Here is a 24,591-nt window from a genome sequence, read left to right on the forward strand (position 1 = left end):
CCACCATGCAGCAGATTACCGCCACCGAGTTGTCCCAATGGCTGGGCGACGCCAACCGCGCCAAGCCGGTGCTGCTCGACGTGCGCGAGGACTGGGAAGTCCAGACCTGCGCGCTGCCCGGCATCACGCATATCCCGATGGGCCAGATCGTCGCGCGCGCGGCCGAGCTGGACCCGGACGCCGAAGTCGTCTGCGTCTGCCATCACGGCGGCCGCAGCATGCAGGTGGCCAACTTCCTGGAGCGGCAGCACGGCTTCGGCAAGGTCTACAACCTGAGCGGCGGGGTGCATGCCTGGGCCGAACAGGTCGATCCCGCGATGCCGAAGTACTGAGCGGACGCTAACCGTCGGCCGCGCCGCGTCCGACAAGCTGGAGACGTCATGAGGTTTGCGCTGTGTCCCGCGCGGAGTGCCGCGCATGCTGTTGCGTCTAATGGTGTGTCGAAGGGTGTGTCGAAGGGGCTGCGCAGTGGCCGGCCCGGTGCCCTCACCGGCATGGCGCTGGCGCTGTGCCTGGCCGCCGTGCTGCCTCTGCCGGCCAGCGCGGCCGACCTGCTGCAGGTCTATCGCGAGGCGCAGTCCAACGACGCCCAGTTCGCCAGCGCGCGCGCCCAGCTTGCCGCCTCGCAGGAACGGCTGCCGCAGGGCCGCGCCGGCCTGCTGCCGCAGATCAACGGCGTGGCCGGCGTTACCCGCACCAAAATCGACCAGAGCGCGCCGATCGACGCCAACCGCTTCCTGAACAACAAGAACTGGGCGCTGCAGCTGACGCAGCCGCTGTTCCGCTGGGACCGCTGGGAAACCTACAAGCAGGGCGAACTGGCTGCGCTGGCGGGGGAAGTCACCTTCAGCCAGGCGCAGCTGGACCTGATCACGCGCACGTCCCAGGCCTACTTCGACGTGCTGGCCGCGCAGGACAACCTGTATCTGGCCGGCGCGCAGAAGCGCGCGATCGCCGAGCAGCTCGAGCAGGCCAAGCGCAATTTCGAGGTCGGCACCGCGACGATCACCGATACCAACGACGCGCAGGCCCGCTATGACCTCGCCGTCTCGACCGAAATCGCCGCGCAGAACGAGCTCGAGGTCCGGCGCGCGACGCTGCAGCAGATCACCGGCAGGCCGGTCGACGAGCTGATGGGCCTGCGCCCCGCCGCCGACATCCCCGGCCCCCAGCCGGCCGACGTCAACCTGTGGGCGCAGCAGGCCGAACAGACCAACCCGCAGGTCAGCCTGGCCCGCTACAACCTCGAGACCGCGCAGCGCGAATACAACAAGGCGCGCGCCGGCCACCTGCCCTCGGTCGATCTGGTCGCCTCGTACGGCTATCAGGATTCATCGGGCCTGGTGCAGCAGCAGATCAACGTCGCCAGCCGCTACAACAGCGCGCAGATCGGCGTGCAGCTGACCATTCCGATCTACGCCGGCGGCCAGATCCAGTCGCGTGCGCGCGAAACGCTGGCGCTGGCCGACCGTGCCGCCAGCGATCTCGAATTCGCGCGCCGCACCGCGGCGCAGAATGCGCGGCAGACCTTCTCCGGCGTATCGAACGGACTGGCCCAGGTGCGCGCGCTGGAAGCGGCCGAGCGCTCGGCGCAGACCGCGGTCGAGTCGAACCGGCTCGGCTACGAGGTCGGCGTGCGCATCAACATCGACGTGCTGAACGCCGAGGCGCAACTGTTCTCGACCCGCCGCGATCTCGCCCGGGCCCGCTACGACACCATCATGAACGGCCTGCGCCTGAAGGCCGCCACCGGCTCGCTCAGCGAAGACGACCTGGTGCAGATCAACACGCTGCTGACCCTGCCGCCGGGCTCGATGTACAAGCTGCCCGAGCCGGCGAAGGCCGCGGCGCCCGCGTCCAAGCCGGCGCGGACGGCAAGGCGCGGCTGAGCCGATCCGTCAGGCCTCGTGCCGCAGCGTAGCCGGCCGGCATGATCACGACGCTCGCCATCGCCAACTACCGCTCCATCCGGGAGCTGGTGATGCCGCTGGGGCCGCTCAATGTGGTCAGCGGCCAGAACGGGACCGGCAAATCGAATCTGTATCGCGCGCTGCGCCTGCTGGCGGCAACCGCGCAAGGTGGCGTGGTGGCGGCGCTGGCGCGCGAAGGCGGCATGCAATCGACGCTGTGGGCCGGGCCGGAGACGGTGTCCCGCGCGATGCTGCGCGGCGAGCAGCCGGTACAGGGGACGGTGCGCCAGCACCCGGTATCGCTGCGACTTGGCTTTGCCTCCGATGAGTTCGGCTATGCGATCGAACTCGGGCTGCGGCAGGCAATCGATTCGATGTTCACGCTGGACCCGGACATCAAGCGCGAAACCATCTGGCATGGCGAGGCGGCCCATCCTTCGTCATTGCTGGTCGACCGGCGCGGCGCGGGCGTGCGGGCGCGCGACGACAAGGGACGCTGGCAAAGCCTGCCGCTGCCCCTGCGCGGCTTCGACAGCATGCTGACCGAATATGCGGACCGCCGCAGCACACCGGAGATGCTGACGGTGCGCGAGCAGGTCCGCTCATGGCGCTTCTACGATCATTTCCGTACCGATGCCGATGCGCTGGCACGCCAGCCTCAGGTCGGCACGCATACGCCGGTGCTGTCGGACGACGGACGGGACCTGGCCGCGGCGCTGCAGACGATCCGCGAAATCGGCGACCGTGACGCGTTGAACGAATGCATTGACGATGCCTTCACGGGCTCGCGCATCGAGATCGCCGCGCAGGACGGCCGTTTCGAGCTGCTGCTGTGGCAGCCCGGCATGCTGCGGCCGCTGCGCGCCGCCGAGCTGTCCGACGGCACGCTTCGCTATCTGCTGCTGGCGGCCGCGCTGCATACGCCGCGACCGCCGGCGCTGCTGGTGCTCAACGAACCGGAGACCAGCCTGCATGCCGACCTGCTGCCCGCGCTGGGCCGCATGATCGGCAAGGCCGCGCAACGCTCGCAGGTCATCGTGGTCTCGCATGCGGCGCGGCTGATCGCGGCGCTGGAGCAGCAGCCGGACAGCCAGGCGATCGTGCTGGAGAAGGCGCTGGGGCAGACGCAGGTGGCGGGCCTTGGCGACTTGCAGCGGCCGGCGTGGAGCTGGTTGCCGCGTTAGGCGACATTTGAGGCGCTGCTGCCCTCTCCCCCGGCCCCTCTCCCGCGCGCGGGAGAGGGGAGAAAAGCGGCGCGGTGTTCCAATGGGTGTTGCCGTCCTCCCCTGACCCAGAGTTGTTCTCCCTCTCCCCCTCAGGGGGAGAGGGTCGGGGAGAGGGGGTGGTTCACGACCACCCACGGTAAAAAACAGCTTCCCTTCAATTGACCCGCGTACGCCGCTGTACCTCGAGCAGCTCCCACCGGATCGTCGACGCATCGGCCGGCGGATTGGGCACGCGGTACTCGCGCACGCGCAGCGTGTAGGCGATGCCCGGCTCGAAGTCGAGCCCTTCGATGGGTCCGTACCACAGCTGCCAGGCGCCATTGGGGTCGTCGCGGAAGCGATAGCAGGTCTGCTTGCCAACGCCCGTGCATTCGACCCGCTGCGAGTCGATATAGACAATCTTCTCGACGCCCGGCGCGGCGTTGGCCTGCTGGTCATCGAGCCGGTCGCCGCGCCGGCCGACGCCCTCGCGCTCCACGAAATGCAGCAGATCGCCATCGGCGGTCTTCCAGATGATCTGGCGCCCGGTGGACCCGGCCGACGGTTGCGTGCCGACCGTCGTGAACGGCGACTGCATCGCCTTGAGCAGGCTGTTCTCGACCTCCATCAGCGGCGGCGGGCAGGCGCGGCGCGTGGTGGCGACGCGATCGAAGCGCATGCCGCTGTCGGTCTTGCCATAGCTGCCGGTCATCCGGTTGCAGCCCGCGTTGCCGGTCACCGTGCCCTGCGCCGCATCGATGCCGGCGTTGAACTCGAACAGTACCGGCTCGCCGTTGTCGCCATGCGGAATCTGTTTCAGCGAGCCGTCCGGCATCTGCCAGCGCACCAGCTCCCAGCGGCTGGGGCCGCCGGGCCGGGTCTCGCTCAGCGTCGGCGTGGCCGACGGCGAATCGGGGGCCGGCGCGGTGGCACAGCCGGTCATCGCCGCGCCAAGCAGCGTTGCTGCCGCGGCGGCGGTACCCATGCGGAAGGACAGGGACATCGGTTCGCTCCTCGGGTTGGCGGGATGCATCGCAGACGATGATGCGTCCCGAAGCAAAGAGAATGCCGACGCGCCCACACGGGGCGCCTGGCAAGTGTACGCAATCGGTTTGACGGGGCGGCGGTCAGCGAGTGCCTTCGCTGTGCGCCGCGGCCGATCCATCGGTCCTTTGGCCGGCCTGGGTCGCCGGAGCCTGGGCCGGCGCCGGCAGCGCCGGCACCAGCGCCTCGACGGTGCGGGCGGTGGCGCCACGGTGCTCGCCGGCAAAGGCCCGCGCCTGCGTCCGCATGCGCGACAGCCGTTCGCGGTCCGACAGCAGCACCGCGGCCGTATGCATCAGCTGTTCGGCGCTGTCGACGCGCAGGCAGGCACCGGCGGCGATCGCATCGTCGGTGGCCTGGGCGAAGTTGAACGTATGCGGGCCGATCAGCACCGGCGTGCCGACCGCGCAGGCCTCGATCAGATTCTGGCCACCGAGCGGCAACAGGCTGCCGCCGATAAAGGCGACATCCGATGCCGCAAAATACATGGCCATCTCGCCCATCGAATCGCCCAGCAGCACGTCCGCGTCGATGGGCCGATCGAGCCCGTCCTCGCCCAGCGCGCTGCGGCGCTGCAGCGTGAAGCCGGTCTGCGTGACCATCGCCGCCACCGCATCGAAGCGTTGCGGGTGGCGCGGCACCAGCAGCAGCGCCGGCGGACGCGCCGTGTCGGCGCCCTGCCCCCACACGTCGCCGCACAGCTTGCGCCAGCGCGACAAGGCATCGAGCAGCATCGCTTCCTCACCCTCGCGCGTGCTCGCCGCGGCCAATACCGGCCGCGTGCCAAAGGCCCCGCGCAGCCGCTGTCCGCGCTCGATCTGCTCGGCCGGTGGCTGCATGTCGAACTTCAGGTTGCCGGTCACGCGCACCGCCGCCACGCCGAGTGCACGGAAGCGTTCGGCATCGCCCTGGGTCTGCGCCAGTACCTCGGTGAAGTCGGCATACATCGCCGCCGCGGCGCGGCCGAAGCGGGCGGTACGGCGAAAGCTGCGCGGCGACAGCCGCGCATTGACCAGGTACAGCGGCACGCCGGCCAGCCGCGCGCCGCGCACCAGGTTCGGCCACACCTCGGTCTCCATCAGCATGCCGGCCTCCGGCCGGAAATGCGCCAGGAAACGCCGCACCAGCGCCGGCACGTCGTAAGGCAGGTAGCACTGCACCAGCCGCGGCGGATCGGTGGCCATCTCTGCGCCGAACAGCTCGGCGCCGGTCTGCCGGCCGGTCGGCGTCATATGCGTCAGCACGATGCGATGGCCCGGATAGGCGGCCAGCAGCCGCGCGATCAACGGCTGCGCGGCGCGCGTCTCGCCGACCGAGACCGCATGGACCCAGAGCCATGGGCCCTGCGTCGGCAGCCCCTCGTAGCGCCCGAGGCGTTCGCCGACATGCCGCAGATAGCCGGGCTCCTTGCGCGCGCGCCACGCCAGCCGCGCCAGCGCGGCCGGCAGGATCAAACCCCAGGCCAGGTTGTACAGAACACGCAACAGCATCAGCCTTCCCGTCCGAGCCCACGCACGCGGCGCGCCGCCGCATGGACCTCCTCGACCGTCGGCGCCTCGCCGTCGTCGCCGACATTGGCGATGCGCGCCGACCAATAGCCCTCGGTCTTCCAGCGCCAGGTCGCGGTATAGATTTCCACGGTCGGCCGGCACAGCGCCGCGGCGATATGCACCAGCCCCGTGTCGACGCCGACCACCAGTTCGGCGCGATTGATCAGGCCGAAGCCCTGCATCACCGTAAAGCGCGGCAGCACGCGCGAGCCCGGCACGCCGGCGGCGATGCGCTCGGCGGCCTGCCGCTCGGCCTCGTTGCCCCACGGCAGCATCACCGCCAGCCCCTCGGCGAACAGGCGCCGGCCCAGCTCATGCCAGTGTTCCAGCGGCCAGCGCTTCTTCGCGCCGGCGGTCGCATGGAAGCAGACCGCGTAGCGCGTCGGCAGATCGGACCACAGCGGATCGTTGGCATGCAGCACGCGCGCCTCGTCGCCGAAGAAGCGCGGCGGCTCGGCCGGCGCGACGCCGGTCAGCGCGGCGCCGAGCAGGCGCGAACGGCGCACCGAATGGGTCTGCAGCGGGACCTGGATCGGATCGGTGTAGAACAGCCGCGAGGCCGGCTCGTAGCCCGAGCCCTGCGTCGCATTGGCCAGCCCGATCACCGGCGCGCCCGCATGGCGGCGCGCGATCCGCGAGACCACGGCGGTCTTCAGCAGCCCCTGCGTCTCGATCACCGCGTCGTAGGCGTCCTCGCGCAGCGCGCGGCGGAAGGCTGCCAGCTCGCTCCACACCGCGCCGGAGAACAGGCCCTTGCGCCAGCGCCGCAGCGCGAACGGAATCACGCGCCGCACCTGCGGCAGCAGCCGCACCAGCTCGACATAGCCCTCCTCGACGACCCAGTCGATCTCGCAACCGGGCCAGCGCGCGCGCAGATCGTGGATCAGCGGCATGTTGTGCACGACGTCGCCGAGAGAGGACACCTTGACCACCAGGATGCGCGGCCGCTCCGGCATGCGCACGCCCAGCGGGCGCGGCATGCCGGCGGCCTCGATCGCCTCGGGGGCGGCGCTGTCCTGCAACGGAACTGCCGGTTCGACCGGCATCCGCTCAGAACGGCAGCTGGGCATCCGGCTTCTCGGCCAGGATCACGCGCTTGAATTCCGCCTGGATGCGGGCCAGCGCGGCGTCGTTATCGGCCTCGAAGCGCATCACCACCACGGGCGTGGTGTTCGACGGACGGGCCAGCCCGAAACCGTCGGGATATTCGACACGCACCCCATCGATCGTGATGACCTCGCGCGCGCCTTCGAACTTCGCATTGGCGCGGATCCTGTCGAGCAGCGTGAAGGGCTCGCCCTCCGCGCACTTCAGTTGCAGCTCGGGCGTGCAGATCGAATTGGGCAGCGCGTTCAGCACGGCGCTCGGATCGTCGTGGCGCGACAGGATCTCCAGCAGGCGTGCGCCGGTGTAGAGACCATCGTCGAAGCCATACCAGCGGTCCTTGAAGAACACGTGGCCGCTCATCTCGCCGGCGATCGGCGCGCCGGTTTCCTTCAGCTTGGCCTTGACCAGCGAATGGCCCGTCTTCCACATCAGCGGCTCACCGCCATGCTCGCGAATCCACGGCGCCAGCTTGCCGGTGCACTTGACGTCGTAGATGATCTGCTGGCCCGGATGGCGCGACAGGATCTCCTGCGCGAACAGCATCAGCTGACGGTCCGGGAAGATGACCTGGCCATCCTTGGTGACCACGCCGAGCCGGTCGCCATCGCCGTCGAAGGCCAGGCCCAGCTCGTTGTCGGTCTCGCGCAGGCAGCGCATCAGATCCTGCAGGTTCTCCAGATGCGCGGGATCCGGATGGTGGTTCGGGAAGTTGCCGTCGACGTCGCAGAACAGCTCGGTCACTTCGCAGCCGAGCGCGCGGAACAGATCGCCGACGAAGGCGCCGGCCACGCCGTTGCCGGCATCGAGCGCGATCTTCATCGGCCGCGCCAGCTTGACGTCGCTGGCGATGCGGTCCAGGTACTGCTGTCGGATGTCGACCTGCTGATAGTCGCCGGCACCGCTGGCGAAGCGTTCGGCGACGATGCGCTCGCGCAGGCCCTGGATCTGCTCGCCATAGATGGCCTTGCCGGCCAGCACCATCTTGAAGCCGTTGTAGTCGGGCGGATTATGGCTGCCGGTGACCATGATGCCCGAGGTGGCGCGGCGGCCGGCCAGCTCGACATTGGTGCCGAAGTACACCATCGGCGTGGCGACCATGCCGAGGTCGATCACATCCATGCCGGCGGCGCGCAGGCCCTCGACCAATGCCGACAGCAGTTCGGGCCCGGACAGGCGCCCGTCACGGCCGACGACGACCGCGGTCTCGCCGGCCTCGGCGGCCGCGGAACCGAAGGACAGGCCAATGGCACGGGCGACATCGCGAGTCAGGGTCTTGCCGACGATGCCGCGGATGTCGTAAGCCTTGAAGATGGAGGAGTCGATTTGCATGCAGCTTCCTGGAAGTGAAGGGAGCGGGCGCCCCACCGAGGGCCTGGAGCCGGACAGTTCGTATGCCCCGCCATGTGCCCAGAACGGCGCGCCAAAACCTGTATTTTGCCGGATTGCGATCAGGCACGGCAGTTATAATCGGTTCGGCCGGGCAGTTCGGTGTCCTGACACACGCCATCGCACCCACGATTTGCTGCGCCGCCCGCCGCCATTCCCGCCGCCATTCCGATATCGCGCCCTCCTGCCACCGTGCCCTTGTCGCCGCGCTCGTTCCCCCATTCTCCGGCGCGCTGGTCCCTGCGCCGGTCCCAGCGTTTGTCCGAGTCCCAGCCCTTGTCTGCCCCCGCGCTGCCGGGGGATCGGGAACAGGCACGGCGGCCCCGCATCGCCTACCTGATCACCAATTCGGAGATCGGCGGCGCGCAGGCCCATGTGGCCACGCTGCTGGAGGCGCTGGGCAACCGGGTGGAAGCGATCGTGCTGGCCGGCGGCGACGGTCCGCTGCTGCCGACCGCGGCAGCGCTCGGGGCGCGCACGGTCCGGCTGTCCCTGCTCGACAACGCGCTGTCTCCGCTGCGCGCGTTCGCCGCGCTGCGCGAACTGATCCAGGCGCTGCGCCAGGCCGATCCGGACCTGATCCACGCGCACAGTGCCAAGGCCGGCGCGCTGGGCCGCATCGCCGGTTGGCTGCTTGGCATCCCCGTCGTCTATACCGTGCACGGCTTCGGCTTCAAGCCGGCCGCACCGCGCCGGCAGCGGATCGCCGCCCGCGCCGCCGAATGGATGCTGGCCCCGCTGACCGCACGGCTGATCTGCGTAGCCCAGGCCGAGCGCGAACTGGCGCGCAGCCTGCCCCTGCCGGCGCGGCGAATCTCCGTGATCCACAACGGCATTGCCGAAGTGCCGGCGCGTGCGGAGCCTGGCGCACCGATGCATCGCATCGTGATGGTTGCACGCTTTGCCGCCCCGAAACGGCCCGATCTGCTGATCCGGGCCTTCGCCGAGCTGGCCCATGGCGATGGCGCGCTGGCCAGTTGCGAACTCGTGATCGCCGGCGATGGCCCGCTACTGCCGACGATGCGGGCGCTGGCCGAACGCCTCGCTCCCGGCCGCGTGGTGTGCAGCGGCAACGTCGGCGACGTGCCAGCGCTGCTGGCATCGGCGCAGGCGTTCGTGCTGGCCTCCGACCACGAGGGCTTTCCGCTGTCCATTCTGGAGGCGATGCGCGCCGGTCTGCCGGTCGTTGCCACCGATCTGCCCGGCATTCGCGAGCAGCTCGACCACGGACGCTGCGGCTTGCTGTGCGCGCCCGGCAGCGTGCCGGCCTTGGCGGACGCGCTGGCGCGCCTGGCCGGCGATGCCACGCTGCGGACGTCGCTGGGCACGGCCGCACGCGACCGCTGGGCGCTGCACTATGGCGTGACCGCAATGGCCGATGCGACCTGGTCGGTTTACCGCGAGCATCTGCCGGCTGCCGCGCTGGCCAACGTGCCGCTCGCGCGGGACGGGGCCTGAGGGAATGCGCATGGACAAGGCATCGGGCACCGCCCGCCAAGCCCGCGTACCGCTGGCCATCCGAGCCCGCGGCTCCGAAACGATGCGCCGCGCCAGCCGTATGCTCGGCTGGGCCCTGCTCGGCCTGCTGCCTTTCGCGCTGAACATGGGACTGGCCGAGGCCGCGCACCAGGCCGGCTACGTGACCCACGTCTTCCCGCGCACGCTGCTGTGGTCGATCGTCCCGTATCTGCTGGCCTTCGTGCTGCTGCACCGCTCGCTGCATCTGCCAGCGATGGAAGGCAACAGCCTGGTCGGCCTCGCGGCGACCCTGCCATTCGTCGCGCTGCTGTTCGCCTTCGCCGCCTTCCAGATCCCCTACTCGCGCGGCGCGCTGCTGCTCGGCTACCTGACCACGCTGGCGTGGATCTGGGCCGGCTACCGGCGCTATGTGCAGAACTACGTGCCGGTGTTCGGCTACACCGACCCCGCCGCCCTCGCGCAACTGCAGCAGCTGCTGGCGATGCCCGGCGCGCTGCCGCCGGGACGCACCCGCTTCGAGCCGATCGCCTCGATCGAAGAGGCGGTGCACTGCGACGGCCTGATGCTCGACCGCAGCGCCGCCGCCGATCCCGAGCGTACGCGGCTGCTGGCGCGCTACAAGATGAGCCATGTGCGGATCTACTCGGTCGAGCGCGTCGGCGAGATGCTGACCGGCCGGCTGGGGCTCGACCATATCGACGAGAATTTCCTCGACGATCATGCCGCGCACTATTTCTACGGCTATCTGAAGCGGCTGATCGATGTCGCCACGGTGCTGTGCCTGGCCCCGTTGGCGCTGCCCGCGGCCCTTGCCGTTGCGGTGGCAATCCGGCTCGATTCGCCAGGCCCGGCGCTGTTCCGACAGGTGAGGGTCGGCCTGCTGGGCAAGCCCTTCACCATGCTGAAGTTCCGCAGCATGGAAGCCGCGCCGCAGGACGCAGCCCGCTTCGCCGCCCGGCGCGACCCGCGCGTGACCCGCGTCGGCCGCGTGATCCGCAAATACCGGCTCGACGAGATTCCGCAGCTGTGGAACGTGCTGACCGGCGACATGAGCCTGATCGGACCGCGTCCCGAGCAGGTGCCGATGGTCGATCGCTTTGCCGACACGATCCCCTACTACCCGTACCGGCATCTGGTGCGCCCAGGCCTGTCGGGCTGGGCGCAGGTGCGGCAGGGCTATGCGGGCACGCACGAGGAAACGGTCACCAAGCTCAGCTACGACCTGTACTACGTCAAGCATTGCAGCTTCGCGCTGGATCTGCTGGTGGCGGTGAAGACGGTGCGGACGTTGTTGACTGGGTATGGGGCGCGGTGATGCGGATGCGTGAGCCAGGCGTGGCGCCGTTGCCGGGGCTGTCGCCGGATGCGGCCCGTTCGTTGGGGCCAACTGAGTCGCCCTTCGCGTCGGCATCTTCCGCCTATGTGGCATTGCCGCAGCTGCCGGAGTCCCCGCGGTCGCCGATGCGCATCCTGCTGCTGACCACCGGACTGCGCCTTGGCGGCGCCGAGCAGCAGGTCGCCGCGCTGGCGCGCCGCTTCGATGCACTGGGCCACGCCGTCGCGGTGGCCAGCCTGACGCCGGGATGCGAGGTCGCGTTGCCGCCCGGCATCGAGACGTTGAACCTCGCCATGCGCAAATCGCCGTGGTCGATGGCGCGGGCGCTGCGGCAGATGCGCGGTTTCATCCAACACTGGCGGCCGGACGTCATCCACGCGCACATGGTCCATGCCAACCTGTTCGGCCGCGCCCTGATCGCAACCGGTCCGGCGCGCACCATGCCGCCGCTGGTCTGCACTGCGCACAGCGCACGCGAGGGCGGCACGGCGCGCATGCTGGCCTATCGGCTGACCGATCGCTGGGCCGGCCTGACGACGCATGTCAGCGCCGAGGGCCGGGAAAGAATGATCACGGCTGGTGCGGTGCCGGCGGAGCGCATCATGGTGCTGCCCAACGGCATCGATACCGCACGGTTCCGGCCCGATGGCACGGCGCGGGCGCAGACGCGCGCGGCGCTGGACCTCGATGCGGCCACATCGCTGCTGCTTCATGTCGGACGACTCGTCCCCGAGAAGAACCAGGCTTTGCTGCTGGAGGCATTTGCCCGCCTGCCGTGGTCGCTTGCCTCCGCACAACTGCTGATCGCGGGCGACGGCCCCGAACGCGCGGCGCTGGAACGCCGCATTGATGCCCTCTCGATCGGAGACCACGTCCGTCTGCTCGGCACGCGCGCCGATATCCCGGCCCTGCTCAATGCGGCGGACGTGTTTGCGCTGTCGTCCGATATCGAGGGCATGCCGCTGGTCGTCGGCGAAGCGATGGCCTGCGGCTGCCCCGTGGTGGCGACCGATGCGGCCGGTGTCGCGCAGATGGTCGACGGCTTTGGCCAGGTCGTACCGCGCGGCGATGCCGACGCGCTGGCAGCCGCCCTCGCTCGCGCCCTGCGCGACGGACGCGGCGACATCGCACAGCAAGCGGCAAGGCACCGCCATATCGCGGATTCGCTCGGCCTCGAGGCCATCGCGGACCAATGGCTGGCCCGCTACGCCGCACTTGCCGCTGCAAAGGCCCACGCACGCACGGGGACCGCCTGATGCGCAGACGGGTCGCCGGCAACCTGCTGTGGATGCTGACCGAGCGCGGGCTGCAGGTCGTCACCGGCATCGCGATCGTCGCGATGCTGGCGCGCGCGCTGGGACCCGAAGGCTTCGCGCATTTCCAGTATGCCCAAGCCGTGGTCACCATCGCCGCGTCGGTCGCGCTGATCTGCGGCAGCGAAGTGGTGGTACCGCGGCTGGTTGCCGATGCGGCGAGCGCGGCCCAGCATCGCCTGCTCGCGCATGCCTTCGTGCTGCGCGCGTTTGGCGGCCTGCTCGGCTATGCGCTGATGTGCGGCTACCTGGCCGTGGCAGGCGCCGCCGCGGAGGTCTGGGCCGTGGCGCTGCTGCTCGGCATCGCCATCCTGCTGCGCGAGCCGTTCGGCGTCGTCGCGGCCTGGATGCAGGCGCATACCAATAACCGGCCCGGCACCGTGTTCAGCCTAATCTCGCTGACCATCAAGGCCGGCATGGTCGGGCTGCTGTTTGCCGCCGGCAGCCGAGCCGCACCGGCCTTCGCCAGCGCCTTCGCGGTGGAGGCGATCGTACTCGCGCTGCTGCTCGCCGGCTATTACCTGAGCCGTGTGCCGCACCGGCGCATCACTGTCGATTCCGCGCTCGCAGGTCAACTGCTGCGCGGCGGCACGCTGTTCTGGGCCAGCTTCATGATGATGATGGCCGCGCGCCGCGTCGATCAGCTGATCCTGCAGCCGCTGGTGCCGCTCGCAGACTTCGGCGCCTACGCCGCGACGATGCAGATTCTCGACAACTACGCGGCGGCGGCCACCATCATCGCGGCAGGCGCCGCGCCGGTCTATGTCTACGGGCAAGCCGACGCCGCCCTCGCCCGCCGCAACGTTGGCCTTCTTGCGCTGATGCTCGGTGCGGTCGGCTTCGCGGGAGCGGCGGTAATCGCCGGCGCGGCGGACTGGATCATTCACCTGCTCTATGGCGAGCAATTCAGCGCCGCCATCGGGCTGCTGCGCGTCGCGGCATTCGCCACCGCGCTGCTGTTCGTCGATGTCGGCCTGACCTTGCTGCCGGTGTATCTGCGCAAGCCCGAATGGGTTGCACTCAAATGGGCCGGCACGCTGGCGATGATCCTGGTATTCGACCTGATCGCGGTACCGCGTTACGGCATCTGGGGAGCGGTTGCGGGCTATGCGCTCGCCAACGGCTTCGCGGTGATCATCGGATTGGCGCTGTGGTGGCGTTGGCGGTCTTCTACCGCCCTTCAAACGGCGACGGCAGCCCATGAGCACTAGGCCTACCCTCTGCTTTTTGACCGGAACGCTGAATGCGTTCGCCGGCGCCGAACGCATGACGGCGGTGATCGCCAACGAGCTGGCGCGGCGCGGCTACACGGTGCATATCCTGAGCCTGTGGGACGCCGCCAGTTGTTTCGACCTCGAACCCAGGGTACGGCACGAGGCGCTGTTTGCGCAGCGGCCTTCGTTCAAGACGCGGTATCTGTCGACCGTCCTCGGCATTCGCCGGTATCTGAAGCGGCATCGGATCGAGGTGTTGATCGAGGTGGATACGATGCTGACGTTGTTTACGCTGGCGGCTTGTGCGGGCCTTGGCGTGCGCCGCATTGCCTGGGAGCATTGCAATTTCGACCAGGACCTCGGACGGGGCGCGCGGCGGGTCGCTCGGCGACTCGCGGTTCGGACTTGCGAGCATGTCGTGGTGCTGACGCAGCGGGATCGGGACAAATGGGAACAAGCGCTGGGGGCACGCAATGTGGTCGCGATTCCGAATGCGTTGCCGTTCGCGATGCCCGAGAAGCGATCGGACAGAACGTCGAAGATCGCGCTCGCCGTTGGGCGGTTGACGCATGCCAAGGGATTCGATGTGCTGTTGCACGCCTGGAAGATAGTCGCGCGCGAGCATCCGGATTGGCGGCTGGATATCGTTGGCGACGGGGAGTTGCACGATGCGCTGATGACCTTGCGGAACGAGCTCGGCTTGTCGGCAAGCGTTCGGCTACTGCCTGCGCGCCGAGATTTGTCCGACCTGTATCGCGGCGCATCGTTGTTCTGCCTGTCGTCCCGCTATGAAGGCTTCGGCCTGGTACTGATCGAGGCGATGGCCCATGGCCTGCCCGTCGTGGCGACCGATTGCGAGACGGGACCGAGAGAGGTACTCGGAGCGGCGGCGCACGCGGCGCTGGTCCCCGTTGACGACGCCGATGCGCTGGGGCACGCGATTTGTCGGACCATCGCCGATCCGGACATGACGGCCCGCATGGCGCACCTCGGGATCGAGCGGGCCAGATATTACGAGGCAAACCGGATTGCGGCTGCCTGGCTTCCGCTGCTCGAACAATCCGAAATAGCGGGCGCGCATCAAAGCGGAGTCAATCCTCAATCCTGATATTCGCGTGCTAACATTCGAGTCCAGAAAATAAGCAGCATCGAGTCCCTCTGCAACGCAGTTGTTTAAATCTGCATTGCACATCAATTAACACGGCAATATGGAGCGGCCGTCCGGCGCGTTTTATCCGACCTCCTGACTTTCCGGCTGGCAGAACGATCCGCTCAGTCCGCATTGCTCAGGTTCGCCCGTTTTATCCCGGTCAGCCAGCGCCAATACAACGATGACGAAAGAAGCTCCCCCATCGTCCGCTCTCGAGGCGGTCGATGCTCCTCCGCCCGCGCGTTCCTACCCGATCACGCTCTGGTTGACCGGTCTGAGCGGGGCCGGCAAGACGACGCTTGCGCGCAATCTGCAGCGGCGGCTCTACGACCGTGGCATCACTGCCTTGCGCGTGGACGGCGACGAACTGCGCGCCGGACTGACCAGCGATCTTGGATTTTCCGCAGAAGAGCGCCATGCCAATGTCCGGCGCGCTGCGCATATGGCGAAGCTGCTGAACGATCAAGGTGTGCTGGTTCTGGCCTCGTTGATCTCGCCTGCCGCGCGCGATCGTGAAGCGGCGCGGCAGATCGTCGGTGCGGACCGATTTGCCGAAGTGTACGTCCACGCGGATCTGGAGCGCTGCCGGCAACGCGACCCCAAGGGTCTCTATCGCAAGGTCGCCAGCGGCAGCATTGCCCAATTCACCGGCATCAGCGCACCGTATGAGCCTCCGGTCGCCCCGGACTTGACCGTCGACACCACCACCACAAAGGTGGAGGAATGCGTCGAAGTGCTCGCCGCGTTCCTGGACGGCCGTCTTTCCCGCTAGCCAACGTCCGTCCACGCCTGCCGATGACGAAAGGCGTTGCCGATTTGCCGAGATTCGCCAATACCGGTCGCGGATAAATCCTTCGCGAATCCGTGGATGCCCACCATGCAATCACCCATCTTTTTCATTCATCCGCCCAAGAGCGGCGGTTCCACCGTCATTTCCTTCTTCGAGCTGAATCGAGGTGAACGCCAGTTTGTTCATTTCGAATGGGATCGTGATCCGGAATGGCGTACCAGCTTGGGCAGATTGGTGGAAACGGGAGTAGGCGGAGGCCATCACTCCTTTGGCATGCACCGGTTCCTGAAAAGGCCGCTGGCCTATTGCACCATTCTGCGCGATCCGCTGGCGCGGCAGATTTCGCACTACTGGTATGCCTTCAATGGCAAGAACGGCGAGGTCGAACGCGGCGCCAGCGTATCGACGGTAGAAGCCATGGTCCGGCGCGGCGAGATTTCGCTCGACGAATGGGTGGCCGGATCGTACGCCGGCAAAAATCTGTACGTTCATATGCTCAGCGGCGATCCGGCATTGAACGAGCACAGCCTCGACCTGGCCCGATATAACCTGCGGCACCATATCCCGGTCGCCGGACTGTGCGAGGACATGAGTGCGTTTCTATTGAGATTGTGCGGAAGGACAGGCTTTGGCCTGCCCTTCTACGCTGAGACCAACGTGACCAACATCTCGGGCAGCCGCAAGCAACAGCTCAGCGAGTCGGCGCGAGAAAAATTCCTCGCGGACAATGCGTGGGACTACGCGCTGTATCGGGATGTCCGCGAGTCGAACGACCGCGACAAGACCGCCGGCGGCGAGCTGTTCGACAAGGCATTGGCCCTGGTCCGGACCGTGCAGGCCGAACTGAACCAGGTCGAGAACCCGCACGAGCATGCGTCGATGATCTTCGGCTACGACCACGCGCATCTGGGCAAGCTGCGGGAGATCGCGCAGAGTTTCGACCTTGCCCCGATCCGCGACTATATCGAGCATAGCCAGCAATCCATCGCCGCCCCCGCTGACATCTACGAGGGCTTCGTCGATGCGGTACGGGAGAACAGTGTCAGCGGATGGGCGATCAACCTGACGCGCCCCGATCGACCGGTTTCCATCGAAGTGTGGAGCGGGAACGAGATGGTGGCGGCCGGAACGACTGGCGAGCCGCGTCCGGATGTCGCTGCCGCAGGCTATGGCAGCAGCCATACCGGTTTCTCTATCGCGCTCCCGCCACTGCACGGCACGGCGTTTCGCGTGGCAATCGCGGGCGCCAGCGACCCGCTGAACAATGCCGGCCCTTGGCGCCAGGGGTGGCATATCGGCTAACGCCACCGCCGCCTGCGTGCCGCGGGCGCCGGCACGCGAGGCGGGTAGCGCGTTCAGCCCGTCCGTGACCAGGCCCGCTCGGGCACCGGCTGCAGTGTCGGCCGCACACTCGGCGTGTATTCGACGATCCAGCGGCGCAGGTCGCGCCGCACCTCGTCGTCGGACGGGATGCGCCGTTGCATCAGCCATGGCAGCACCTCGCTGAGAAGATGCTCCGGCACCTCGCGCGCCCGGGCGATCCGCAGCTTGTCGTGCGGCGTCGGCCGCGTGGTCTCGTCGTCCATCAGCAACTCTTCGTACAGCTTCTCGCCGGGCCGCAGGCCCGTATAGACGATCCGGATCTGGTTCTCGTCGAAGCCATACAAGCGAATCAGGTCGCGGGCCAGATCGGCGATCTTGACCGGTTGCCCCATGTCGAGCAGGAAGATCTCCCCGCCCTCGCCCATGCTGGACGCCTGCAGCACCAGCTGGGCCGCCTCCGGAATCGTCATGAAATAACGGATGATTTCCGGGTGCGTGACGGTAACGGGACCGCCGCGCGCAATTTGCTGCTGGAATTTCGGAATCACGCTGCCGGCGCTGCCGAGCACGTTGCCGAAACGAACGGTTTCCAGCTGGGTGGTCGCGGTCGTCTGCTGCAGGGCCTGGCAAACCATTTCCGCAAGGCGCTTGGAGGCACCCATCACGTTGGTCGGATTGACGGCCTTGTCCGTGGAAATCAGCACAAAGCGCCGGACGCCGTGATCGATGGCCGCGCGCGCCACCCGGTAGGTGCCCAGCGTGTTGTTTCGCACCGCCTGCCAGGTGTTGAGCTCCTCCATCATCGGAACATGCTTGTACGCGGCAGCGTGATAGACGATGTAGGGCGCGAAGCGCCGCATCGTCTGCTCCAGCAGAAGCGTGTCCTTGACGTCCCCGACCACTGAAATCACATTGAGCCGCGGGAAGTGCTCGCGCAATTCCTCCGCCAGCCGATAACTGGCGAACTCGGAGATCTCGTAGGCGATCAGGGTAGCCGGATGGAACCGTGCAATCTGACGGCACAATTCCGACCCGATCGAACCTCCCGCGCCGGTGACCATGACGGCCCTGCCCTCGAGCAACTGCGCGATGTGCGGCGTGTCGATGGTCACCTCTTCGCGGCCCAGCAGGTCCTCCAGGTCGATCTGCCGCACGCGCGACATGAACGGCTGGCCCTGGGTCAGCGGCGTCAGCGCCGGCAGCACCAGCGCACGGACGTTGGCGCGTACGCACAGGCGCGCCACGCGCCGATGAATCGGAGCGGGGGCCGACGGCATCGCGATGATCACGTGCTCGATCTTGTGGCGCTCCGACACTTCCTTCAGATCGCTGATGCGGCCGAGCACCTTGTAGCCATGGATCTCCCGCCCGAGCTTGCGCTCGTCGTCATCGAGCAGGCCGACCAGCCGCCATTGCGGCGATCGGCGCAACTCCCGGGCCAGGCTGGCGCCGGCCTCCCCGGCCCCCAGCAGCAACACCGGCTTGCCTTGGCCGATCAAGCCACCGTAACGGTAGAACTCCTTGGTGGCGCGATACGCGGCCCGGCTTCCGCCCATGATGAAGAACAGCATCACCGGCATCAGCAGCAGCACTGATCGCGGAATCGGCGGCGACGGCTGCAGCATCGTGGAAGCGACTGTCACGACAATGGCACCGGCGATGATCGCCTTGGCGATGCGGAACAGATCCGGCAGGCTGGCAAACACCCACATGCCGAGATACAGGCCGAATACGCGGAACATCACCGCGTACACCGGCACGACCCACGCGATCGCCAACAATCCGCTTTCGCGGAAATCGTCCGGCGGCATGCCATTGAAACGGATCACGTAGCACAGAAGCCACGCGACGGCCACGGATCCGACATCGAAGGCGAATGCGGCCAGCGACAACCAGCGCGCACCCACGCGTGAGGCTTTGAGAATCGGCATCTTGGACATCTCTCGGTAAATCTAACCGGACTTGAATTGACGCCAGCGACGATCGATCGTCAGGCCAAGACCGATCAGCAGCAATCCCCATGTCACCATCACCGCACCTGCTTTCCAGCCGGGCATGTCGACCGACATGACGGCCAGAATTGTACCGACCAGCATCAGGACATACCACCGCAGCACCACGCTGCGATGGCCAGCGGACATCTGCACCATCCGTTGATAGTAGTGCGTCCGATGGGCTTCCCAGAAGCGCTCTCCATTGAGCAGCCGCCGCAACAAGGTGACGGTCGCATCGGCGACGAACGGACCGAACACGAACGCGGGAAACCAGAACGGCCAGGCCTGTTCCTGCCAGCCCCAGTAACCAAGTGCCGCGGCCAGGAAGCCGAGCGGCACCGAGCCTGCGTCGCCGAGAAACATGCGCGCCGGCGGATAGTTGAAGACCAGAAACCCTGCGGCGGCGGCGGCCACGGTGATCGAGGCGACGGCCAGGTCGGCATGTGCGGGACCGGCGCAAACGGCGTAGGCGCCAAAGCCGATGACGGCCATGCCCCCGGCCAGGCCATCCGCTCCGTCCATGAAGTTGTACAGGTTCACCGCCCACACGACGGCAACCACCAGCACCGGCGCTAGCATCCAGAGCCCGGACGGCAGCGGCAGCAGCCACAGCAAGGCGGCGGCGGCGGCCAAATGCGCGGCGAAGCGGTAGCGCGCCGGCATGCCCCATCGATCATCGGCCAGCGACAGCATGCCGAGCGCCAGCGCGAGCCCCGCCAGTGCGCTCAACGCGGGCGCGAACACGGCGATCGATATCGCGCTGACCAGCGTCACGCCGACGCCCCCGACCCGCGGCGTCGGACGCTGATGCAGCGAGCGCGCGTTCGGCACGTCAAGGGCCAGCCGCCATGCAAGGCCGGTACGAAGCAACAGATAGAGCAGTGCCGCGTTGGCGACGAAGGCGAGCGCCGCGGGAGGCAGCAGGAGACTAGCGAACGGCATGCGCGATCTCGCCCCCGGTTCGTTGCCGATACCAGTCCGCCGTCTGCTTCAGTGCCTCGCGCAGCGTCAGTGGCGGGCGCCAGCCCAGTTCGCCGACGATCCTGGTGCTGTCGACCCTCAGTGGCTCGACCAGCCGGGCGACGGCATCGCGCCGGCCCGTCAGCGCCCCCGCCAGCTTCAACAGTGCCAACGGCATCGGCACCAGGCGGGCGGGCCGGTCCAGCGCGTCGCCCATCAGCCGCGCCAGTTGCGCCACCGTGACGTCTTCGCCATCGGACACATGGAAGATCTTGCCGGCGGCGGCGGGGTGACGCGCACAGGCCAGCAGCGCATCGGCCAGATTGTCGACGGCGACCAGGCTGCGCGGCGCATTGGCGTATGCCAGCGGGAGCGGTACGCCGCGCGCCACCGCGCCAAGCAGGCTGCGGAAGTTCGCACTGACCCCCGGGCCGTAGACCAGCGGCGGACGCACGACGGTCCATTCCATTCCGTGATCCCGGCACAGCTCGGCCAGCGCTTGCTCCGCTTCCCGCTTCGATATCCCATAGGGATCGGCCGGCGCCGGCGTATCGCTCTCGCGCAGCGGACGCCCGGGATCGATCTCGGCCACCGCCTTGATGCTGCTGACATAGATGAAGCGCCTTGCCCCCGCCCGCGCCGCGGCACGGGCCACACGCAGCGTGCCTTCGACGTTGGTCGCGCGGAAGGCGGCAAGCGGATCGGGCGCACGATCGCGCATGACATGGACCCGTGCCGCCAGATGGATGACGCAATCCGGCCGCAGCGAGTCCGGCCATGCCGACTCGATATCGGCGAAGTCGTCCGCCACGACGAGCTCGTGCCGCTGCGCCGCCGGCCGCCCTGTGCCACCGCGGACCACACAGGTCGTTTGCACGTGGACGGCTTCCAGCGCACGCAACAACGCCGCGCCGACGAATCCGCCAGAGCCGGTCAACAGAACATGTTCCATCGCGCCTCCATGATTGCCGTCCTTGCGTAGAGCCGCGTTAGGCCCGTTGCGTGGACCGGCCCGCCGCGCAAGCCGCCACGACCTCTTGATAGAGATCGCTGTACGCTTGCCCCAGTGCCGCGCCGGAGAACAGCTGCTCATAGCGCGCGCGCGCGGCGCGGCCCATCCGTTCGGCAAGCGCGCCGTCATCGAGCAAGCGGGAAGCGGCCGCCGCGAGTTCGGCAGGCGATTCCGGCGGCACCACGAAACCCGTCACGCCATCGGCATTGACATAGGACGTGCCGGTGCCGATCTCGCAGGAGACCATCGGCCTGGCGAACATCGATGCCTCCACCAGTACCATGCCGAATGCCTCCGACCGCAATTGCGAAGCCAGCACGAGCGCGCGGCAGCCACGCAGCAGCGCGGCCTTTTCCGCATCGGAGACCTGGCCGGCAAAGAGGACGTTGGTGGCACCCTTCTGCGCTGCCAGCGCGCGAAGCCGCTCCATCTCCGGACCGGACCCGGCAATGACGATATCGCCAGCGATGGCCGGCGCCGCTTCGATCAGAGAATGCAGCCCCTTGTAGTAGCGCAGCACGCCCAGCGCGAGCAGGAACGGCCGTCCGCCCAGGCCGAAACGCTGCAGCAGCGATTCCGCCTCGCCGGCAGTCGGCGCCGTTTCGGCAAGATCGGCCATGCCGAGTGGAATGACGCGCAGCCGCTGCGGTACAACATTGGCTTTCAGCACCTCGCTGGTCCGGGCATAGGCCGGCGATGTCGCGACCACCGCATCCATCGCGCGCAACGTGCGGCGCATCAGAGGGCCGTAAACCTGGCCCAACATGCGTTGGCGCACGATATCGGAGTGGTACGTCATCACCGCGGGACGGCTGCTGCCGCCGAGCAGATGAAGGACGTCCCCGAACGGCCAGGGAAAATGAAAATTCACCACATCGGCCCAGTCGGCGGCCCGCCGATAGCGCAGCACGGACCCGATCCCGCCGAGATCGCAAGACGCCGGCGCCGCCCAGGAGCGGCTGCGCAGCACCGTCCCTTCCGGGAGAGCGATCTCCGATGGCGTGGGGGTCGGCGAGAGCGTGAAGACGCGGCTCTCGACGCCGTACGGCTGGCAACCGAGCGCGATCTGCCGGATGGCTTCCTGAAGCCCCCCCGGGGGGTCCGGGAAATAGGTCCGATACACGTGCAGCACCCGCAGCGGTCGACGCTCGCCCTTTGCCGGGATGGAGGCGCCCATCATCGCTGGCCTCATAGCACCGCGGCGAGCGCGGCGGCGCTCGCCTCCACGTGGTGGCTGCGCATCACGTCGTCAAACGCCGCATCGCGGATCCGGTGCCGAAGCGCGCGGTCGCCGGCAAGGCGCTCGAGGGCGTCCACCCACTCCTGGAAGTCGTTGCCGACCAGCAGCCCCGTGCGTTCCGGCATCACGCAACCCTGGTAAATCGGTGCCGACGAGTAGATGCCCGGCACGCGCGCGGTACCGTAGTTCAGATACTTGAAGGGGTTCTTGCAGGCATTGAACTCGGCCGCCTCCACGTCCTCGCTGCCGCCCAGCGGGGTGATCGCGAACTGGTAGCGGCCCGAAACCAGCGCGCGCATATAGTCGGCATACGGCATCCGGTTGGTGAAATGCAGGAACGGCAATGAGAACATCTCCGGAAAGGGGTCGCCATAGAAGTCCAGCGCGTAGTCCGGGTGACGCAGGAAAAAGACCTGAAGCGCCGTCAGCAGCATGTCTTTCGCGCTCTGCATCTTCAGGAAGTCCGCGTTGGTGAAGACGATGCGCGGCGGCATCGCTTCTTCGACCACGCCCGCTGCATATTTCTCCACCCACATGCCGTTCGGCACCAGCACAGGTTCCGGCACATAGGGCCGGACCTTGTCGAGCAGGACGGGGTTCGCCACCGTCACGACGTCGCACAGGGCGAGAATGTCGCGGATCAGGGCGACCTTGCTGTTATGCGCCTGGGCGCCGCTATAGCTCGGAAAGGAAAAGATCCAGTCGTCGATGTCGTAGATGACGCGCACGCCCCGGGCTCGGGCATGGCGGACGAGGTCCAGCGCGCGCTGAGAGCTGTGCTTGCTCAGGATCAGCACGTCGGCCCAATTGACGCCGTTGCGCGCCGCTTCGTCGTTCTCGGAAATCGCCGTGAAGACCAGCTGGCCGCGCGACTCCATGTACTCCAGCACCTCGGTGATCCGGGCCGCGACGGACAACGACGGCACGCCTTGTGCCACATGCGACTCGCGATGCAAGGCGACGACTTTCACGATGCCGCCCTCCCCCGCGCCCCATGGATCGAGACCGGCAGGTTTTCCAGCGGGCCCAGCGCGAATCCGAGCAGTCGGCCGTGCCATGCATCGTCGCCGCGCACCATTTCGATCGCCGACAGGCTGGCATGGGCCGGCAGGAAGGCCGGAAAGCGCTCCATCCCCACGCCGTGGATATGCTGCAGGATGCAAGAAATCGGGCCCGAATGGGCCACCACCATCAGGGCGTCGACCGGCCGCGCCAATTGTTCATCGAGCCAGGCCAGCACGCGCTCGTTCAGCGCGAGATGCGACTCGCCGCCCGGATAGCGATTGCCCGGATCGGCATAAAAGTCCGGCCATTGCGCAACAAAGCGGGCAAGCTGCCAGTCGGCCACCTCGCCGGCGTCGGTCTCGCCCAGCCGGGAGTCGACCTCCCACTCCACGCCGGGCACGAGCCCGCGCGCGGTCTGCTGGGCGCGGCGCCATTGGCTCGTCACGTAGCGATCGGCGACAATGCCGGCACGCGAGAACCACGCCGCCATCCGCTCGACTTGCGCGAGGCCGATGGCATCGAGCTCGTCGGCAGTGGTGCCGGTCACCAGCCCGGCATCGTTGGCCACGGAACGGCCATGGCGGACCAGATAGAGCATCATCTGGCAATGCTCCGCAGGATGTCGATCAGAGGATTGATCGCACCGGGAAGGCAGAAGCGGCGCATGTCATCGACCAGCGACGTGGTATCGGCGGGAAGCGCCAGTACCTGATCGACAGCAGCGGCGATGGCGTCGTCGCTGGCGGGATCGGCATAGACCGCATGATCGCCGAAGTGCTCGCGCGACCAGGGAGAATCGCTCAACAGCAGACGGCAGCCGGACAAGCCTGCCTCGATGGCGGACAACCCCGGCGGCTCATGCGAAACCTCGATATAGAACAGGGCTTCCTGCAGCGCGCTGCGGACGATTTCGGATTTCTGCGGCAGCCCCTTGATGAACAGCACGTTGTCGCCGCCGGCCTCTCTGCATTGGCGAAAGTACGCTTCCTCGCGGCTACGCCCGACCAGCACCAACGGGATGCCCTTTTCGCGCAGCACGCGAATCGCCGCCAGCTGGTTCTTGTTCGGCTCGATCACGCCGAACCAGATCGCGTAGCGATCCAGACCATACAGGCTGCGGAACAGGCCCTGTGGTGCCCGCTTGATGTAGGCGGCGTCGGCGCCGACCGTGACGCGGTGCTCCTTCTCGGCAGGCAGCCGGAAGCGCTCGCGGAAGTGCGCAAGCTCTGCGTCCGACTTGAAGATCACCGCATCGGCGAGATCGACATGCCGATTGACCAGATCGACCGGCGCGTTGCCGATGTCCCGAACCCACAGGTTGGGCCACAGTGCCACCGGCTTGCCGGTCGCCTTCAATTCCTGCAGCAACTCGATACCGCCTCCGTGCACCGAAAAATGCAGCACGACATCGTAGTTGTCCATGTCCCTGGAATAAGGGCCATAGATGTCGACGATCAGACCGCGCTGCTTCAGGCTGTCGGCCACCGAGAAGATTTCGTACTCGCCGCCGCCACGCACCAGAAACGCCTGGTGGTAGGTGGTGATCAATACACGAGGATCGGACAAGATGATA

21 protein-coding genes are annotated in these 24,591 nt (G+C 67.7%); 10 read left to right on the forward strand and 11 right to left on the reverse strand.

Translation table 11 applies throughout. From position 1 onward, the window contains the following. The first annotated feature begins 5 nt into the window (after positions 1-5). From B551_RS20580 to B551_RS20590, 3 genes are all read left to right on the forward strand, one after another. Positions 6-332: a rhodanese-like domain-containing protein gene (locus B551_RS20580; RefSeq protein ID WP_006579501.1), complete on the forward strand. Its 327-nt coding sequence runs from the start codon at positions 6-8 to the stop codon at positions 330-332. Positions 333-494: 162 nt separating this feature from the next. Next, positions 495-1,889: a TolC family outer membrane protein gene (locus B551_RS20585; protein ID WP_006579500.1), complete on the forward strand. Its 1,395-nt coding sequence runs from the start codon at positions 495-497 to the stop codon at positions 1,887-1,889. A 41-nt stretch (positions 1,890-1,930) separates the two neighbouring features. After that, the gene (locus B551_RS20590) at positions 1,931-3,094 is read left to right on the forward strand and encodes an AAA family ATPase (RefSeq protein ID WP_006579499.1); all 1,164 of its coding nucleotides are present in this window, start codon (positions 1,931-1,933) and stop codon (positions 3,092-3,094) included. A gap of 196 nt (positions 3,095-3,290) precedes the next feature. Here the strand turns inward: B551_RS20590 and B551_RS20595 are convergent, their stop codons facing one another. The 4 genes from B551_RS20595 to B551_RS20610 form a co-directional block, all read right to left on the reverse strand. Beyond that, entirely contained in the window at positions 3,291-4,118 is an 828-nt protein-coding gene (locus B551_RS20595) for an META and DUF4377 domain-containing protein (RefSeq protein WP_023264914.1), read from the reverse strand. A gap of 124 nt (positions 4,119-4,242) precedes the next feature. Continuing rightward, entirely contained in the window at positions 4,243-5,646 is a 1,404-nt protein-coding gene (gene waaA, locus B551_RS20600; RefSeq protein ID WP_083492690.1) for a lipid IV(A) 3-deoxy-D-manno-octulosonic acid transferase, read from the reverse strand. A gap of 2 nt (positions 5,647-5,648) precedes the next feature. Further along, positions 5,649-6,779 carry a lipopolysaccharide heptosyltransferase I gene (waaC, locus tag B551_RS20605; protein ID WP_043441839.1) on the reverse strand — a complete coding sequence of 377 codons (1,131 nt, stop codon included), beginning with the start codon at positions 6,777-6,779 and terminating at the stop codon, positions 5,649-5,651. Beyond that, on the reverse strand, positions 6,760-8,145 hold the full coding sequence (locus B551_RS20610) for a phosphomannomutase/phosphoglucomutase (RefSeq protein ID WP_006575856.1): 1,386 nt from the start codon (positions 8,143-8,145) through the stop codon (positions 6,760-6,762). The genes waaC and B551_RS20610 overlap by 20 nt, the downstream gene beginning before the upstream one ends. 333 nt (positions 8,146-8,478) lie before the next feature. Here B551_RS20610 and B551_RS20615 point away from each other — a divergent pair, with 333 nt between their 5' ends. From B551_RS20615 to B551_RS20645, 7 genes are all read left to right on the forward strand, one after another. Further along, positions 8,479-9,660, forward strand: coding sequence for a glycosyltransferase family 4 protein (locus tag B551_RS20615; RefSeq protein ID WP_023264917.1), 1,182 nt, complete (start codon positions 8,479-8,481; stop codon positions 9,658-9,660). A gap of 10 nt (positions 9,661-9,670) precedes the next feature. After that, complete coding sequence (locus B551_RS20620) at positions 9,671-10,996, forward strand: exopolysaccharide biosynthesis polyprenyl glycosylphosphotransferase (RefSeq protein WP_006575858.1); 1,326 nt, start codon at positions 9,671-9,673, stop codon at positions 10,994-10,996. Between the two features lie 146 nt (positions 10,997-11,142). Further along, complete coding sequence (locus tag B551_RS20625; protein ID WP_023264918.1) at positions 11,143-12,273, forward strand: glycosyltransferase; 1,131 nt, start codon at positions 11,143-11,145, stop codon at positions 12,271-12,273. Next, the gene (locus B551_RS20630; protein WP_006575859.1) at positions 12,273-13,541 is read left to right on the forward strand and encodes a lipopolysaccharide biosynthesis protein; all 1,269 of its coding nucleotides are present in this window, start codon (positions 12,273-12,275) and stop codon (positions 13,539-13,541) included. The genes B551_RS20625 and B551_RS20630 overlap by 1 nt, the downstream gene beginning before the upstream one ends. Positions 13,542-13,557: 16 nt before the next feature. Then, positions 13,558-14,652 (forward strand): glycosyltransferase, encoded by a 1,095-nt coding sequence (locus B551_RS20635; protein ID WP_006575860.1) that lies wholly within the window; start codon positions 13,558-13,560, stop codon positions 14,650-14,652. Between the two features lie 223 nt (positions 14,653-14,875). Then, positions 14,876-15,466: an adenylyl-sulfate kinase gene (gene cysC, locus B551_RS20640; protein WP_023264920.1), complete on the forward strand. Its 591-nt coding sequence runs from the start codon at positions 14,876-14,878 to the stop codon at positions 15,464-15,466. 105 nt (positions 15,467-15,571) lie between these two features. Further along, positions 15,572-16,786 (forward strand): sulfotransferase family 2 domain-containing protein, encoded by a 1,215-nt coding sequence (locus B551_RS20645; RefSeq protein WP_043441843.1) that lies wholly within the window; start codon positions 15,572-15,574, stop codon positions 16,784-16,786. A 53-nt stretch (positions 16,787-16,839) separates the two neighbouring features. On the opposite strand, the gene B551_RS20650 is transcribed toward B551_RS20645, so the two are convergent. Genes B551_RS20650 through B551_RS20680 form a run of 7 tightly spaced genes read right to left on the reverse strand, consistent with a single transcriptional unit; the run spans position 16,840 to position 24,584 of the window. Further along, positions 16,840-18,747: a nucleoside-diphosphate sugar epimerase/dehydratase gene (locus B551_RS20650; protein WP_006575863.1), complete on the reverse strand. Its 1,908-nt coding sequence runs from the start codon at positions 18,745-18,747 to the stop codon at positions 16,840-16,842. Between the two features lie 12 nt (positions 18,748-18,759). Continuing rightward, the gene (locus tag B551_RS20655) at positions 18,760-19,743 is read right to left on the reverse strand and encodes an Undecaprenyl-phosphate N-acetylglucosaminyl 1-phosphate transferase (RefSeq protein ID WP_006575864.1); all 984 of its coding nucleotides are present in this window, start codon (positions 19,741-19,743) and stop codon (positions 18,760-18,762) included. Beyond that, positions 19,730-20,713 carry an NAD-dependent epimerase/dehydratase family protein gene (locus B551_RS20660; protein ID WP_006575865.1) on the reverse strand — a complete coding sequence of 328 codons (984 nt, stop codon included), beginning with the start codon at positions 20,711-20,713 and terminating at the stop codon, positions 19,730-19,732. Before B551_RS20660 ends, B551_RS20655 begins: the two co-directional genes overlap by 14 nt. A gap of 37 nt (positions 20,714-20,750) precedes the next feature. Next, positions 20,751-21,911: a glycosyltransferase gene (locus B551_RS20665; RefSeq protein ID WP_043441885.1), complete on the reverse strand. Its 1,161-nt coding sequence runs from the start codon at positions 21,909-21,911 to the stop codon at positions 20,751-20,753. 50 nt (positions 21,912-21,961) lie between these two features. Next, complete coding sequence (locus tag B551_RS20670) at positions 21,962-23,071, reverse strand: glycosyltransferase (protein WP_157072052.1); 1,110 nt, start codon at positions 23,069-23,071, stop codon at positions 21,962-21,964. After that, on the reverse strand, positions 22,981-23,619 hold the full coding sequence (locus B551_RS20675; protein WP_023264924.1) for a histidine phosphatase family protein: 639 nt from the start codon (positions 23,617-23,619) through the stop codon (positions 22,981-22,983). Before B551_RS20675 ends, B551_RS20670 begins: the two co-directional genes overlap by 91 nt. Next, on the reverse strand, positions 23,616-24,584 hold the full coding sequence (locus tag B551_RS20680; RefSeq protein ID WP_023264925.1) for a glycosyltransferase: 969 nt from the start codon (positions 24,582-24,584) through the stop codon (positions 23,616-23,618). Before B551_RS20680 ends, B551_RS20675 begins: the two co-directional genes overlap by 4 nt. Positions 24,585-24,591 lie beyond the last annotated feature (7 nt).

Origin of the sequence: Cupriavidus sp. HPC(L) (assembly GCF_000307735.3) — a bacterium.
Classification (GTDB): domain Bacteria; phylum Pseudomonadota; class Gammaproteobacteria; order Burkholderiales; family Burkholderiaceae; genus Cupriavidus.